Below are 13,970 nucleotides of genomic sequence, written 5' to 3'. Positions count from 1 at the left end.
GCCGTCCGGCCCGCGTTCGTGACGATCGCGATACGCCCCTCTTCCTTGGGCCGGAGTAGGCGACACATACGCCGTTTCCGAATTTCGGTAAAGTGGAATATTTTTGCCGGCGTGCGTTGACTGACAGCTTGGGTGTTTTGCCCGACAGGCACCGCAAGGTCTTGCAGCCCGGATGAGCGAAGCGATATCCGGGATTCCTACCACGGGCTGTCCCGGGTATCGCTTCGCTCACCCGGGCTACGGCAGCGTGTCAGGAGCCATCACCCTGCCAATCGCTCGATCACGAGATCGAGCAGCGCGCGCAGGCGGGTGAGGCGCTTGAGATCGCGATGATAACCCACAAAAGTGTCGCGGCCGGGTGGCGTCGCGCCGATGTCGAGCGCGACCAGCCGGCGGTCGCGGTCGCCGAGCGGGCGCGGCAGCACCGCGAGCCCGCCGCCGCTCGCGCAAAGCTCCGCCTGCGCCTGCCTGTTGTTGCTGCGCGAGGCGATTTCCATATTCGGCAGCGTGCGCTTCAGCCACAGAGCATCGGGCATGTCGGCGAATTCGGTATTCATGGTCACAACGCGGACACCGCTTCCGTCGCCTGCGCGTGGCGGCTTGCAGCCTTTCTTGCCGTAGAGTGCGTAGGGAATGTGGAGCAGCTTTCGGGAGATCACTTCAGGCTCGCTAAACGGTTTGATGCGGAACACGAGATCAGCCTCGCGGCGCGGCAGGCTGTAGAGGCGCGCATCGGTCAGAAGCTCGACGGTCACCTTGGGATGGCGCTTGCCGAAGGCGGCAATCACCGGCGAGAGTATTACCGTCCCGAACCAGTCCGACGACGACAGACGCAGCAAGCCATCGAGCTGCGTCTCCGCACCGGACGCACGCCGCTCCAAGGCGAGCGCCTCCTCTTCGATCCGCTCGGCATGGCGCAGCACAGCCGTGCCCTCGTCGGTCAGGACGAAACCATCTGCCGTGCGCTGGAACAGCGTTTGGCCGAGCGACTGTTCGAGCGCGCGAAGTCGCCGTCCCATCGTCGGCTGGGTCTGGCCGATCTTGCGCGCGGCCGCGCCGAGAGTGCCTTCGCGCGCAATCGCCAGGAAGATGCGCAGATCGCTCCAGTCCACCGGAAGCCTCCTCATACAAAAACGCACGGCAATCGTACATTCTCATTCCTTCCCATGCAAAAGTTCATGAGCATATTGGAGGCCACCAACGGAGCAAGACGATCATGACGAAACAATCGACCATGCGCGCGGCCGTCCTGGAGGCCCACAACGCGCCCCAGCGCCTCTCAACGATCTCGAGGCCCGAGATCGGTCCGCGCGAGGTGCTGGTGCGAATCCGCGCGAGCGGGATCAATCCGCTCGACACCAAGATCCACGCCGGCGCCGCGGCGCATGCGCGCCATCCGCTGCCTGCGATTCTCGGACTGGATCTCGCCGGAGTGATCGAGCAGACCGGACATGACGTCTCGCGGTTCAAGCCGGGCGACGAGGTCTATGGCATGACGGGAGGCGTCGGCGGTGTACAGGGATCGCTCGCCGAATTCGCCGCTGTCGACGCCGACCTGCTGGCGCTGAAGCCTGCCAATGTCAGCATGCGGGAGGCAGCCGCCCTGCCCCTCATCTTCATCACGGCCTGGGAAGGACTGATTGACCGCGCGGCGCTGAAGGCCGGCCAGAAGGTGTTGATCCATGGCGGCGCAGGCGGCGTCGGCCACATCGCGATCCAGATCGCGCGCGCGTTCGGAGCAGATGTGTTCGCGACCGGCTCGGCATCGCAGCGCGCCACCATCGAAGGTTTTGGCGCGACCTTCATCGATCGCGATACCGCCATCGCGACTTATGTTGCAGAGCATACGGGCGGCCGCGGCTTCGCCGTCGTCTACGACACCGTCGGCGGCAAGGTCCTCGACGCCTCGTTCGAAGCCGTACGCCGCTTCGGCCATGTCGTGAGCGCGCTCGGATGGGGTACGCATGGGCTTGCGCCGCTCTCGTTCCGCGCCGCCACCTATTCCGGCGTGTTCACGCTGCTGCCACTGCTGTCAGGCGAAGGCCGCGCGCATCACGGAGAGATCATGTTGGAGGCCACGCGCCTGGTTGAGGCGGGCAAGCTCTTGCCGCTACTGGATCCGCGGCACTTCACGCTGGAGAGTGTCGATGACGCCTATGCGCTGATCCGCGATCACGCGACGCGGGGCAAGCTCGTCGTGGATATCTGACGGCGCTGGCAGAGAAGTCTCGTTGCCGGATGGACGAAGCGCAAGCCGGGCTGCGGAGACCCGCACGCGCAGCTGCGACTAGTCCTCGCTGGACGTCGCCAAGCGATTGCTCAGATGGGCCTGCGACAACAAAAAGAACAATGCGCGCTCGCCATGATATTTGGCGGACGGCCGGGTGCGCTCGAAGCCATCGGCAAATTTCTTGCCGGATTGGTCGCACACCTGCCACCGCCAGCCGAACCGCTTACGCCTGGTGAGGATCACTTCGAACATGCCGACGAGCTTGGTCCCCCTGCTCCTTGCCGGTCTCGCAGACGCACGAGCCTGCTCCGGCCTCCCCCATGAGAGGGATGCCCGACATATAACCCAGCAGGATGGAAAGCGAATGAAATTGATTATCGGAAATAGGTATCTTGCACCGGCTTTGAGGAAGTCGCGGCGCGGCTGGAATAAGCCGGCGGTGCCGGTGTTGATCGGTCCTGCCTGGTAGCGCTGACAAAGCTATTCAAGTCGCAACACCAAACGGTGTAGCGGAGAGCATTCGCCTTCGCACACGTCATGGGACTGGCGGTAATAAGATAAGGGAGATCCGTGCGCTGAATGAGAAGTGTTCACTGGGCACGAAGACCAGCTTCGGGCCGCATGCGGCATCACCGCTCAAGCATTACCGTGCGACGACTTCCACTTCGCCGTCGACGCCGTTGACGACGTTGAAGCCGCGCTCGTAGACCTTGCCCTCGTTCTTGGCGATGGCGCGGTATTCGCCTTCGGAGAGCACGACGCGCGGGAAGGCGCCGATCGATTCCTTGATCACGTCGCCGCCCGGGGTCAGCACCGACCAGGCGGTGTTGGCGAGCGCCTCGCCGCCCCTGTCGCTGACGAGCTTGAGCGTGATGACGGCGGCGCGGTGGGTGATGGTGACGTCGGTGAGCTTGCTGACCTGGACGCGGATGTCCGAGCGCACCACCGAATTGGCGTCGCCGTAATTCGAGATGATGTAGTAGGTACCCTCCGGCAGCAGCACGACGTCGCCGGCTGCGACGTTCGGCACCAGAGAGGCGCGCTCGCCGGATTCGAACTGGCTGCCCTTGTAGATCGCGAACGAGATCTGGTTCTGCGGGATGCGACTGGTGCCGACGCGGCCCTCGATGCGCAGGCCGCCGGCGGGCAGCACGAAGGATTCGCGATCGGTCTCGGCCTTCAGGCTGACGGTGCGCACCGCGCTGACCAGGCCAAAGGCGACGTGCACGACGTAATTGCCGGGCGGCAGCACGATGTTTGGCGTAGCATTGCGATCCTCGCGGATCAGCTTGAAGGTGCCGTTCTCGTCGGGACGATCGGCAAACACGCGCCAGACCAGGCCGCTGGTGATCGGCGGGGTGTCCTTGCCGTATTTCGCCGTCAGCGACAGCACGCCCTGTCCGGGCACGGCCGCGTTGAGCGGCGCGGCGGACGGCACGGTCGTGACCGCGGGCGGCGGCATGCTGGGCGTGGTCGGCTGCAACAGGGTCGGCGGCAGGCTCGGCGGTCCAGCACCCGGGCCGGAGGGCGGCGCCAGACTGACGGCACCGCCGGGATCAGGCACCGACGCGGGCGGCACCGGCGGTGGACGATCGGAGAAAAGCTGCGCCTGCGCAGCATTTTGGCCAAGAGTATAGAGGCAGGCAGCAAGGACAAGGGCCGGCAGCAGCGATGCGCTGCGCCGCCATCCGATGATGCCGTCACCCCCGAGAGTCATGCCACCTGCTTTTCACCGAAAACGCGGCAAATTCAAGCCTCTGCACCCCCGAGAAATACGGGCGATCCGGTTTTGGAACCCGGTTGACGCCTGCGTGATTATCCCAGGGGCATCCGTCCCTCGCCATACTCCTGCCCCGTGCGCTTCCCAAACCGGCATAAACCATGCTTCGGCCCGGTTCTGGCGGAGCGCGAGTACGGTGCCTAGTCTGATGGCGGGTCCCGGCGTAGGAGAGTTTCGGTGCTGGACATATTGAAGGGGCGGGGTTCGAACAGCGATAAGGTCGCCGAGAAAGTCGGCCTGGGCAGCATCCGCCGGCCGGTGATCGGCCTTGCGCTTGGCGGCGGCGCCGCGCGCGGCTTCGCTCATATCGGCATTATCCGGACCCTGCTTGCCAACGGAATCGTGCCTGACGTCGTGGTCGGCACCTCGATCGGCGCGGTGGTCGGCGGCCTCTATGCGGCCGGCCGGCTCGATACGCTGGAAGAATGGGGCCGCAGCCTGCAAGGGATGCGCAACATCCTTGGCTACCTCGACATCCGCCTCAACGGCTCCGGCCTGATCGGCGGGGAGAAGCTGGCGACCCGGCTCGAGGCTGCCTGCGGCCAGAGCCAGATCGAGGATCTCCCGGTCAAGTTCGCCGCCGTCGCGACCGAGGTCCGTACCGGACACGAGATCTGGCTGACGCGCGGCCGCGTGGTCGACGCGATGCGCGCCTCCTATGCGCTGCCCGGCATCTTCTCTCCAGTCCTGATCGGCGATCGCTGGCTGGTCGACGGCGCATTGGTGAACCCGGTGCCGGTCTCGGCCGCGCGCGCGCTCGGCGCGGAAATCGTCATCGCCGCAAATCTTTCCAGCGACATCTTCACCTATTCGACGACGGTCTATTCGCACGGCGCGATACCTGAACCGGTGATCCCCGTGGCCGAAGAGCCGACGTCAAAGCGGCGCTTCCCGAGATTCTTCTCGCCCGAGAAGACGGTGAAGCGCGAGTTCTTCGGCGGCGGCAGCGCACGGCCCGGCCTCTCTTCGGTGATGGTCGACGCCTTCAACATCATGCAGGACCGCATCACCCGCGCCCGCCTCGCCGGCGATCCGCCCGATATGCTGATCACTCCGCGGATCGGCCAATTCGGCTGGTTCGATTTCCACCGCTCCGAGGACCTCATCGCCTTGGGCACCCGCGCTGCCGAGCGCGCGCTGGAGTCCATCCAGGAGGCAATCCACGAGCTGGCGCCGGCGCCCGAGGGCACCGCGCCCAAAGCCGACCAGCAGCAGGACTGATCAGGCCGTCTTGCTGATCAGGCAGTCTTGATGTAGTCGCGCAGGGCTTCCTGCTCGGACTCGTATTCCTGCACCCGGCGCTTGACGATGTCGCCGATCGAGATCAAGCCGACCACCTTGCCGCTGTCGACCACGGGTAGATGGCGGAACTTGCCGGTGGTCATCATCTCCATGAGCTCGGCGACCGTGTCGGTCTCCTTGCAGGTGACGACCTTGCGGGTCATGACCTGAGAGACCGGCTCCTCCAGCGCGCCGGCGCCGCGTTCGCCGATCACTCGCACAATGTCGCGCTCCGACAGGATGCCTTCCAGCCGGCTCTGGTTCATCACCAGCACAGCGCCGATCTTCTTCTCACCGAGCAGTTTGACCGCGACCGCCAGCTTCGCGTCCGGCTCGACGCTCATGATCTGGTGGCCCTTGGTGTTGAGAATCGAACGTACCGTCATTGTCGCCTCCCTGAATCGGAACCGTCCGCTGTTCGCGGTCCGGACTTGTTCTTCGAGTCTTCAACTAACAGTTTCAGCGCCGGTTTCACGCTCGTGCGCTTTGCGAAGCATCGCCGCGAACGGCCTGTCGCTTCGGAACATTCTTCTCGGGAATGATGGATGAATTCGGGCGGCGCCGCAAGCGCCGCTTCAAATACGGTCTGAAATGTCCTGTGATGACGCATCCGCAGCATCGCTTCGCACGCGCGGCACGGGATCGAACAGCGTGAACAGCAAGAGGCCGGCAAGGAAGCCGCCGATATGCGCCTGCCAGGCAACGCTCGTGGTCTCGCTATCGACGCCGATCGCGCCGACGCCAAAGACGATGTTGACGCCAAACCAAACCGCGAGGAAGCCGAGCACTCGCCCGTCGCGCAACGCGCGCGACAGCGGCAGCGCCGGAACTCTTGCGGCGGTATCGGCATCCGATCGGCTGAACGACAGGAAGCTGCCGCGAACGAAGGCGAAGCGGATCGCCGCTGCCATCGCGCCAGATACCGACGCCGAGGCGCCGATCATCGGCGCCACCGCGTGCTCATGGGTCACGAGATGGGCGAGCGCGCCGGCCGCCGCCGTCACCGCGAGGAACAGGAAGAACCTGATCGGGCCAAAGCGCCGCGCCAGCGCGCTGCCGAACGGCAACAGCCACAGCACGTTGAAGCCGAGATGGGTGAGATTGGCGTGCAGCAGCGAATAGGTGACGAAGGTCCAGACCTTGGCGCCGGCACCGCCGGGAATCTCCAGATTGAGTAGCGAGGAATCGTAGCGCTTGGGGATGAAGCCGAAGACGTCGATGGTCCAGTTCTCGAGCTCCGGCGGCAGCAGCACCCGCAGATGGATCACCGCGAGCAGGAGGATATAGGCGGTCAGCGCCAAGGGCAGCGTCAGGATCGGCTCGCGCGGAGCCTCCTCAACGACGGCCGGCACCCCCAGCGAAGCATCTTGCGACGGAGGACCTTGCGGCGGAGAATTTGGCGGGGAATCCAAGGCAGCTTCGCTTTCAGGCGCGATCGGAGCGACAGTCCTAACGACAGGCCTTGGAGATAGTCGTCTTTGCCCGCCCTGCGCAAGTGCACAAAAGGAAAAGGCAGGGCCCTGGGAAAGCCCTGCCTATCCGTGTCGGACTTCCGGTACCCAGAGAGACGGGAGTATCCCCACCCCTCCCCGCGGCCGGTGACCAAACTGTTTGACGCCTGTGTACAGGCCTCGCCGAGAACCTGGAGAAAAGCGGCGAGGCTTGCGACCGCGGTCACCATAGCAGCGGGGCGGCGCACGGAAAGCGCATAGTTAATTTAACGTTAACGACGCAAAGGCAGCGCCAGAGGCGCCGAAAACGCCGCTGCGGCATGGACGCTGCAAAGCCCCTCCTGCACAACAACACAGGGATCGCGGCTGCACTGAAGCGGGACAGGTTTGTCCCGCGAGGTTGCGCCCCGGGGTAAGCGTTCAGTCATGAAACATCCGTCGAGCCGCGAGTTCTTCGCATATTGGGACGAGAAGCGCGGCACTGCGCGGGCGCCAGACCGGGCGGATATCGATCCGGCCGCCGTGCGCGGCCTGCTCGGTGACATCTTCGTGCTGTCCTGCGAGCCCAATCTCGGCTTCCCGTTCCGCGTCGCCGGCACGCGCGTCTGCGCGCTCGCAGGGTGCGACCTCAAGGATTCGAGCTTTGCGGCACTGTTCAACGAAGCCAGCCGCCGCGACATCGAGGAGATCACGACCATCGTCGCCGACGAGAGCCTCGGCGCAATCGCCGGCGTCACCGCCGCGCGCGAGGACGGCAGCAAGGCGTATCTCGAGCTGCTGCTCCTGCCGTTCAACGCCCGCCCGCATACACCGGTCAGCGTGACAGGCGTGCTCGCGCCGTTCGACGACGAATGCGGCGCGCTTGGTCCGTTCGCCCTCACCTCCTGGCGCTATCTGCACCAGCCGGAAAAACTGCTGCCGCGCGCGATCCGCAAGCTGCAGATCGCACGCGGGTTGATGGTCTATGAGGGGCTGCGCTAGCAGTGCACCCCGCTCACGGCATCGCCAGATGCCACGCGCCGTTCAGAAAGCCGTCGCCGGTGACGTCGCCGGGCTTGGTGTCCTTGGCGAAGGTGTAGAGCGGCTTGCCCTTGTAGGCCCATTGCTTCGAGCCGTCGTCGCGCGTGATCACGGTGTAGCCGTCGGCGGCGGCATCGCTCGCCTCGGCCTTCAGCACCGGCCAGTTGGTCGCGCACGGACCATTGCAGGCCGATTTGCCGTCCGCATCCTTGTCGAAAGTATAGAGCGACATGCCCTTGGCGTCGGTGAGCACATTACCCTTGTCGGTCTTGCCAGTCTTGGTCGGCGGCGCCGCGAAAGCAGCGGGAACCATCGCGAGCGATATTGCGAGCGTGAGCGCGAGGCGGATCGAGGACGTCATGGTATCTCCTGTCATGCAATGGGCTTGCATGGGTAGGACGCCGCGCGAGACGCCGTATTCCTGAGATGTCGGCAAAGATATTTTTCGCTGCACGCATCGGCGCATCGGAATAAACTGGGATGATGGAAACGGAACGACGGACCGACATGAGCACGCCGCATTGGCGTCTCGCGCGCGCCTCCGATCTGCCGGCGATCAGCAAGATCGCAGCGCGGATCCATCCCGATCTGCCTGAAAGCCTTGAGGTGTTCGCGGAAAAGATACGGCTCTATCCCGATGGCTGCCGCGTGCTTGTCGCGGACGACGGGATCGTCGGCTACGGTCTCGCGCATCCGTGGATGCAGCACCGGATTCCGCCGCTCGACGGCTTCCTCGAACAACTGCCTGGCGATGCGGATTGCCTCTATTTGCACGACGTCGCCGTGCTGCCCGGCTTTCGCGGCGGCGTTGCGCGCGACTATGTTGCCGATATCGAAGCGCTGGCGCGCGCCTCCGGCATTGCGACTCTCGCACTGGTGTCGGTCTACGCCACGCGGCCACTGTGGCAGCGCCTCGGCTTTCGGCCGGTCACGGCGGATGCGGAGCTGCGGGCAAAGCTCGCGTCCTACGGCGACAACGCAACCTACATGCTGCGCGATCTCGCTGCGACGTAACGTCCCTGCTCCCCGGCGCAGTTCACGCTGGCGTGAAGCTATTCCCTCGAACCGGGTTCGATCAGCTCTCGTCGAAGAACTGTGCGGGCCGATCTGGTCTCGCCGAAACGAGACTGGAGAATTTCCATGAAACTCACATTGTCGAAAGTTGCTTTGCTTGCATTGGCGACGACGGCCGCGTTCAGCGCAACCAGCGCCAACGCGGCGCAATTCCGGACCTATGGCTGCGATTCCGCTTTCTTCGAGGGCTGCGGCATCGCGATCGAGCAGCCAACGCCGAGCGGCAGAAGCCGCGTCAGCGTCACTCACGACACCTCGCCCACCTACATGAAGCAGACCGATCCCCGCTACAGCTCGTCGATGCGTGATGCCGGCGGCGGTGGCCGCTGAGCCCATCTGACTTTTCAGATGATGTCGCCGGTGCAATCCGGCGGCATCATTGCTGTCCCTGCCGAACAGCGCCCCCCCTCAACCGCGATGCTTTTTCTTCTTCGGCTTCTTGCTCGGCGCGCCCTTTTCAGACCACGGCGTGACCGAAGGTTCGGAATGGCCCGGCTTGGTCTTATGCTTCTTTTTCTTCGCGAACGCCGGAGCGTCGTCGAATTTCGCAGGGCGCTCGCCGTGCGGCTTGCCACGTGGCTTGAATTCGCTCTTGTCGCGCGGGCGATCGTCGCGACGTTCAAGATGACCGTTGTCGCGGCTGTCGCGCCGCGGCGCGTGGGACCGCTCTTCCGAAGGCGCCTGCCGCTGCGGCGCATCCGTCATCGGCTCGAGGCGGATATTGTCTTCCTTGTCCGGACGCTTGATCTTCACGGCGAAGGATTCCGCGACCCGCTCGGAAATTTCGAACTCGGTCGTGGTGTCCATGATCTTGATCGCGCCGATATCGCCCTTGTCGATGCCGCCTCGGCGACAGATCATCGGCAACAGCCAGCGCGCTTCCGCATTCTTTTTCCGTCCGATGTTGGCCCGGAACCAGACGCTGCCATCCGCCATGCCATGTTTCGACGACGATTTTCCCGATTTGGGTCGAACCCTTTCGGGCCGATCGTCGCCACGCGAAGCGTCGCGCGGCGTACGAAAATCGTCGCGCGGCGTGCGCGTATCGTTGCGACCGCGATCGTCGCGCGGCCGGCCAGCTCGCTCGCCGGGATCGAGGATGTCTTCGGGCGACGGCAGCCGCGCGCGATAGAGCCGTGCGAGTGACGCGGCGATCTCCTCGGCCGACCGCTCGGCCAAGAGCGCCTGCGCCAGCGCCAGATCGTCCGCGGTGGTCTCCTCCGTGAACAGCACGTCCTTCATGCGCTCATGATCGAGCTTGCGGATCTCATCCGGCTGCGGCGCCGTCCCCCAGACCGCATCGATTCCCGAGACGTTCAGCAGCATTTCCGCACGCCGCCGCCGCACGGGCGGCACCAGCATGACGCTGGTCCCCTTGCGGCCCGCGCGGCCGGTGCGGCCCGAGCGATGCTGCATGACCTCGGCGTCGTTGGGCAGGTCGGCATGAATGACGAGATCGAGGCTCGGCAGATCGATGCCGCGGGCGGCGACGTCGGTCGCCACGCAGACGCGCGAGCGCCCGTCCCGCAGCGACTGCAGCGCCGTGGTTCGCTCGTTCTGCGTCAATTCACCTGACAGGGCGACCACGGAGAAGCCGCGCTCCAGCAGCGCCGCCTGCAAATGCCGGACGCCATCGCGCGTGCTGCAGAATACAAGCGCGCTCGGCGCCTCGTAGAAGCGCAGCACGTTGACGACGGCGTGCTCGGCATCGCCGGGCGCGATCCGGATGGCGCGGTACTCGATGTCGGCGTGACCGCCTTCGTCGCCTGCAACCTCGATCCGGAACGCCCGCTGCTGGTACTGCTTGGCGAGCGCGACGATGCCGCGCGGGAACGTCGCCGAGAACATCAGGGTGCGGCGCGTGTCCGGCGTGGTCTTGAGGATGAACTCCATGTCCTCGCGAAAGCCGAGATTGAGCATCTCGTCGGCCTCGTCGAGAACGACCACCTTCAATTCCGAGATGTCGAGACGGCCGCGGCGCAAATGATCGCACAACCGGCCAGGCGTGCCCACGACGATGTGAGCGCCGGCCGCAAGCTCGCGCTGCTCGCGCCTGGGATCCATGCCGCCGACGCAGGAGACGACGCGCCCGCTCGCATGCTCGTACAGCCACGCCAGCTCGCGATGGACCTGCAGGGCAAGCTCGCGGGTCGGCGCCACGATCAGGGCAAGCGGTGCACCCGCCCGCTCGAACCGCTCAGCGTCGCCCAACAGGTCCTTGGCCATGGCCAACCCATAAGCCAGCGTCTTGCCGGAGCCGGTCTGGGCCGAAACCAGCAGGTCGCGGTCAGCGGCCTCGTCCGTGAGCACGGCGAGCTGAACGGGGGTCGGACGATCGTAGTTGCGCTCGGCCAAAGCTCGGGCGAGCGGCGGACTCATGGTCGGAAAAGACACGGGATAAACCTTGGTTGGTCCAGGCGCGGAACGTCGAGCCGCGCGACCTGAAGCTGCGTAGGCGGCAAATGATTCGACCGCACGCGTGGTGATTTGATTTGGACGCTCTTTACGCCAAGTGCGGGCAAATCACCATGCCTATGACGCATGGCTTTGGTGATGCCGAGAACAAGCTTACCGGTCAGCTCGACCCACTACATCCAGCGTTTTCGGGCCGTTTTGCTGCATATAGCGGGATCTGGCATCAAAGCCACCGCCCAGTTCGCAAGCTCGCAGGGAGGAGCCACGCGCAGGCCCTAATCCCTGGAGGTCACCAGCCTGCCGAATCCGCCGACCAGCCTGGCTCTGGCCCGCGCAACGGCGTCCTTCGCCGCGCGGCCTAGGGCGCGAACGGCACGCCAGGCTTCGGTTGCCTGCAGCCATGCCTTGACGTCTGTGAACTTGCCATAGACCCAGGCAAAAGCCGGAATCCGCATCAGCTTGTCACGCGTGAGCTGAAACAGGCGCTCGACCAGCACGAGCTTGAGCAGCTCGCCGACGATGAAAGTCACCGCCCCGCTCACGACCTGGCCGGTCGCCGCGAGATAGGCCGCGACGGGCTTGACCGGCTCCAGGATGATCACGGGTACGGAAAACAAGGCGAGCGAGCAATAAGGCGACAGCGATCTGATCCAGCCGCGCAATCGCTTCAATTGGAGATGCCGCCCGATCCAGCGCGAGATCGGCCTCGCCACGGCCATGAAGACCGCATCCACCAGGAAGTAGATGGCGGCCAGGATGTAAGTGACGGGTTTCAGGATCCGCTTCACGATGAACTCTCCCGTGAACTGAAAGCCGCAACCCGGGCCTAAGTTTCACCCCCGGCGTGAATAACGCGCGGATTTTCGAGGGAACTTTTCGTGCGCAGGCCCGCCGCTCCCGCGTTTCAGATCTCCGCATAGACCTCCGAGAGATTGCCGTCGGGATCGCGGAAGAACAGCGTCCGATGCCCGAACGACTGGTTTGTCGGCGGTGAGAGCAGCGCCACGCCGTGGCGTGCGAGTTCGTCGGCACACGCATCGACTTCGACCGCGGACAACCTGAAAGCCAGTTGCAGCGAGGCGCTGCCGTGCGGCATCGGCGCATCGCCCGCGGTTCGGCCCGGCTTCGCCAGCGCCAGAGTATTGCTGCCCAAGCCGTACTCGATCCAGTTCGGGGACAGCTCCCGCAGCAGCGGAAACGCGAGAACCTCCTCGTAGAACCGCCGCATCGCCGCCATGTCGCGCACGAAGACGACAGTGTAATCGATCGCACGGATGGCGCGGAAGGGCGAGCGGGTGCGATGGGTTGGTTCGGTTGTTTGTTCGTTTGTCATGCCGTCCTTCATTCCAAGCTCCGACTCGTAGCCCGCATGGAGCGCAGCGGAATGCGGGGAGCCACAGGCGAGAATCCCGGATTGCGCTGCGCTCCATCCGGGCTACCAGTTTCTCATTCCACCAATTCCGGCCATGGCACGATGGTCGACTTCACCGTCTTCATCGCCATCGCATCCCTGACCGCCTGTGCGACGCCGTCTTCCGTGAACGGATAGATCGTCTGCATTTTCAGCCAGGGATATTTGTCCGCCGTGCGATGGAGCATCTCGACGCCGAGCGGCAGATCGTTGCCGATGAAACCCCAGGAGCCCAGCACGTTGAGATCCTTGGTGCAGATGCGGTGCCAGGAGGTCTCGATCGAGCCGGCGTCGGTGAACTGGCCCATCTCGACATAGGTGCCGCCGTCGCGCAGCATCTCGATGCCTTCGGGGCCGGCTGAGGGGTGGCCCGAGCAATCCATCACCAGATCGGCGCCGAAGCCGCCGACGATCTCGCGCACGCGGGCGATGCGGTCTTGCGGTGACTTCAGTTCGTCGATGTTCACCGTCGCCTCCGCGCCGAACTCGCGCGCGAGCTTGAGCCGCGGCTCCTCCGGCGCACCGACGCAGATCACGCGCCCGGCCCCCATCTCCTGCGCGGCGGCGACCGCGAGAATGCCGATCGGGCCCGAGCCCTGGATCACCACCGTGTCGCCCCAGGAAAAACCGCCTGCACGGCTGGCGCGATTGAAGGCGCGGATGCAGGAGGTCAGCGGCTCCGACAGCGCACCCAGCCGCAGCGACATGTCGTCAGGCAATTTGTAGATCTTGGTGCCCGGCAGCATATCGAGATCGACATAGACATATTCGGCCCAGCCGCCCCACATGTGAGGCGCTTTGTCGAAGCCGAGATAGCGGCCGTAATAGACCGGCGTCAGGCATTTGTTGGCGGTCAGGGGATAATGGATGCAGTAATAGCAGCGGCCGCAGGGCATCAGCGGCGGGATCATCACCTTCGAGCCGACCTTGAGCGACTTGCTCATAAAGTCCTCGGTGAATTCGTCACCGCATTCGACGATGATTCCGCCGATCTCATGGCCGAGCGTGAATGGCCACGGCAGCGGCTTCGGCCAATGTCCTTTCAGGATGTGCAGGTCCGTGCCGCAGACACCGCACGCGCCGACCTTGATCAGCGCGGCCTTTTTGCCAACCTTCGGCCACGGCACGGTGCGGATGACGGGGTCGCTGCCCGGCCCTGCGTGAGTGCAGACGCGGATTTGGTCCATGGCTGTTTCCTCGAGATCCGCGCTTTATGATTGGCGATGCGGGCTGCCATCAGCCTATGTCAGCCGTGCGACGTTGGAAATACCAAGGCGAGCGTTGACACCCCGCGGTTGTGTCCGCAGG

General features: G+C 64.7%; 15 protein-coding genes. 5 read left to right on the top strand and 10 right to left on the bottom strand.

Translation table 11 applies throughout. The annotated features are described in order from the left end of the window. Window positions 1–260: 260 nt before the first annotated feature. Complete coding sequence (locus AC0L3P_RS00160) at window positions 261–1,112, bottom strand: LysR family transcriptional regulator (protein WP_473300744.1); 852 nt, start codon at window positions 1,110–1,112, stop codon at window positions 261–263. Between the two features lie 104 nt (window positions 1,113–1,216). Between AC0L3P_RS00160 and AC0L3P_RS00155 the strand changes: the two genes are divergently transcribed. Beyond that, window positions 1,217–2,209, top strand: a complete 993-nt coding sequence (locus tag AC0L3P_RS00155; protein WP_473300743.1) for a zinc-dependent alcohol dehydrogenase family protein — start codon at window positions 1,217–1,219, stop codon at window positions 2,207–2,209. Between the two features lie 78 nt (window positions 2,210–2,287). Here the strand turns inward: AC0L3P_RS00155 and AC0L3P_RS00150 are convergent, their stop codons facing one another. After that, window positions 2,288–2,482, bottom strand: a complete 195-nt coding sequence (locus AC0L3P_RS00150; RefSeq protein ID WP_473300742.1) for a hypothetical protein — start codon at window positions 2,480–2,482, stop codon at window positions 2,288–2,290. Between the two features lie 391 nt (window positions 2,483–2,873). Beyond that, the gene (locus AC0L3P_RS00145; protein ID WP_275168388.1) at window positions 2,874–3,947 is read right to left on the bottom strand and encodes a hypothetical protein; all 1,074 of its coding nucleotides are present in this window, start codon (window positions 3,945–3,947) and stop codon (window positions 2,874–2,876) included. A 240-nt stretch (window positions 3,948–4,187) separates the two neighbouring features. Between AC0L3P_RS00145 and AC0L3P_RS00140 the strand changes: the two genes are divergently transcribed. Then, window positions 4,188–5,231, top strand: coding sequence for a patatin-like phospholipase family protein (locus AC0L3P_RS00140; RefSeq protein WP_354058503.1), 1,044 nt, complete (start codon window positions 4,188–4,190; stop codon window positions 5,229–5,231). Window positions 5,232–5,248: 17 nt separating this feature from the next. Here the strand turns inward: AC0L3P_RS00140 and AC0L3P_RS00135 are convergent, their stop codons facing one another. Together AC0L3P_RS00135 and AC0L3P_RS00130 are read right to left on the bottom strand one after the other, a co-directional pair. Further along, the gene (locus tag AC0L3P_RS00135) at window positions 5,249–5,677 is read right to left on the bottom strand and encodes a CBS domain-containing protein (protein WP_275168390.1); all 429 of its coding nucleotides are present in this window, start codon (window positions 5,675–5,677) and stop codon (window positions 5,249–5,251) included. A 189-nt stretch (window positions 5,678–5,866) separates the two neighbouring features. Then, entirely contained in the window at window positions 5,867–6,703 is an 837-nt protein-coding gene (locus AC0L3P_RS00130) for a rhomboid family intramembrane serine protease (RefSeq protein WP_473300741.1), read from the bottom strand. A 465-nt stretch (window positions 6,704–7,168) separates the two neighbouring features. On the opposite strand from AC0L3P_RS00130, the gene AC0L3P_RS00125 reads away from it, so the two are divergent. Beyond that, window positions 7,169–7,723, top strand: a complete 555-nt coding sequence (locus AC0L3P_RS00125; protein WP_354208608.1) for a PAS domain-containing protein — start codon at window positions 7,169–7,171, stop codon at window positions 7,721–7,723. A 13-nt stretch (window positions 7,724–7,736) separates the two neighbouring features. On the opposite strand, the gene AC0L3P_RS00120 is transcribed toward AC0L3P_RS00125, so the two are convergent. Continuing rightward, complete coding sequence (locus AC0L3P_RS00120; RefSeq protein WP_275168393.1) at window positions 7,737–8,123, bottom strand: COG4315 family predicted lipoprotein; 387 nt, start codon at window positions 8,121–8,123, stop codon at window positions 7,737–7,739. Between the two features lie 146 nt (window positions 8,124–8,269). Between AC0L3P_RS00120 and AC0L3P_RS00115 the strand changes: the two genes are divergently transcribed. Further along, a complete protein-coding gene (locus tag AC0L3P_RS00115; RefSeq protein WP_354058496.1) occupies window positions 8,270–8,776 on the top strand; it encodes a GNAT family N-acetyltransferase in 507 nt (168 codons plus the stop codon). Window positions 8,777–8,902: 126 nt separating this feature from the next. Continuing rightward, the gene (locus AC0L3P_RS00110; RefSeq protein ID WP_473300740.1) at window positions 8,903–9,166 is read left to right on the top strand and encodes a hypothetical protein; all 264 of its coding nucleotides are present in this window, start codon (window positions 8,903–8,905) and stop codon (window positions 9,164–9,166) included. 78 nt (window positions 9,167–9,244) lie between these two features. Here the strand turns inward: AC0L3P_RS00110 and AC0L3P_RS00105 are convergent, their stop codons facing one another. From AC0L3P_RS00105 to AC0L3P_RS00090, 4 genes are all read right to left on the bottom strand, one after another. Beyond that, window positions 9,245–11,215, bottom strand: coding sequence for a DEAD/DEAH box helicase (locus tag AC0L3P_RS00105; RefSeq protein WP_473300881.1), 1,971 nt, complete (start codon window positions 11,213–11,215; stop codon window positions 9,245–9,247). Window positions 11,216–11,526: 311 nt separating this feature from the next. Beyond that, window positions 11,527–12,039 carry a hypothetical protein gene (locus AC0L3P_RS00100; RefSeq protein WP_275174685.1) on the bottom strand — a complete coding sequence of 171 codons (513 nt, stop codon included), beginning with the start codon at window positions 12,037–12,039 and terminating at the stop codon, window positions 11,527–11,529. 116 nt (window positions 12,040–12,155) lie between these two features. Further along, window positions 12,156–12,596, bottom strand: coding sequence for a VOC family protein (locus AC0L3P_RS00095; protein WP_473300739.1), 441 nt, complete (start codon window positions 12,594–12,596; stop codon window positions 12,156–12,158). Window positions 12,597–12,697: 101 nt separating this feature from the next. Continuing rightward, complete coding sequence (locus AC0L3P_RS00090; protein WP_473300738.1) at window positions 12,698–13,849, bottom strand: zinc-binding dehydrogenase; 1,152 nt, start codon at window positions 13,847–13,849, stop codon at window positions 12,698–12,700. Window positions 13,850–13,970 lie beyond the last annotated feature (121 nt).

The sequence above is a fragment of the Bradyrhizobium sp. WSM4874 genome, assembly GCF_055811835.1.
Note: the sequence above shows the minus strand (reverse complement) of the source record. Positions and strands in the feature narration are given on the sequence as shown.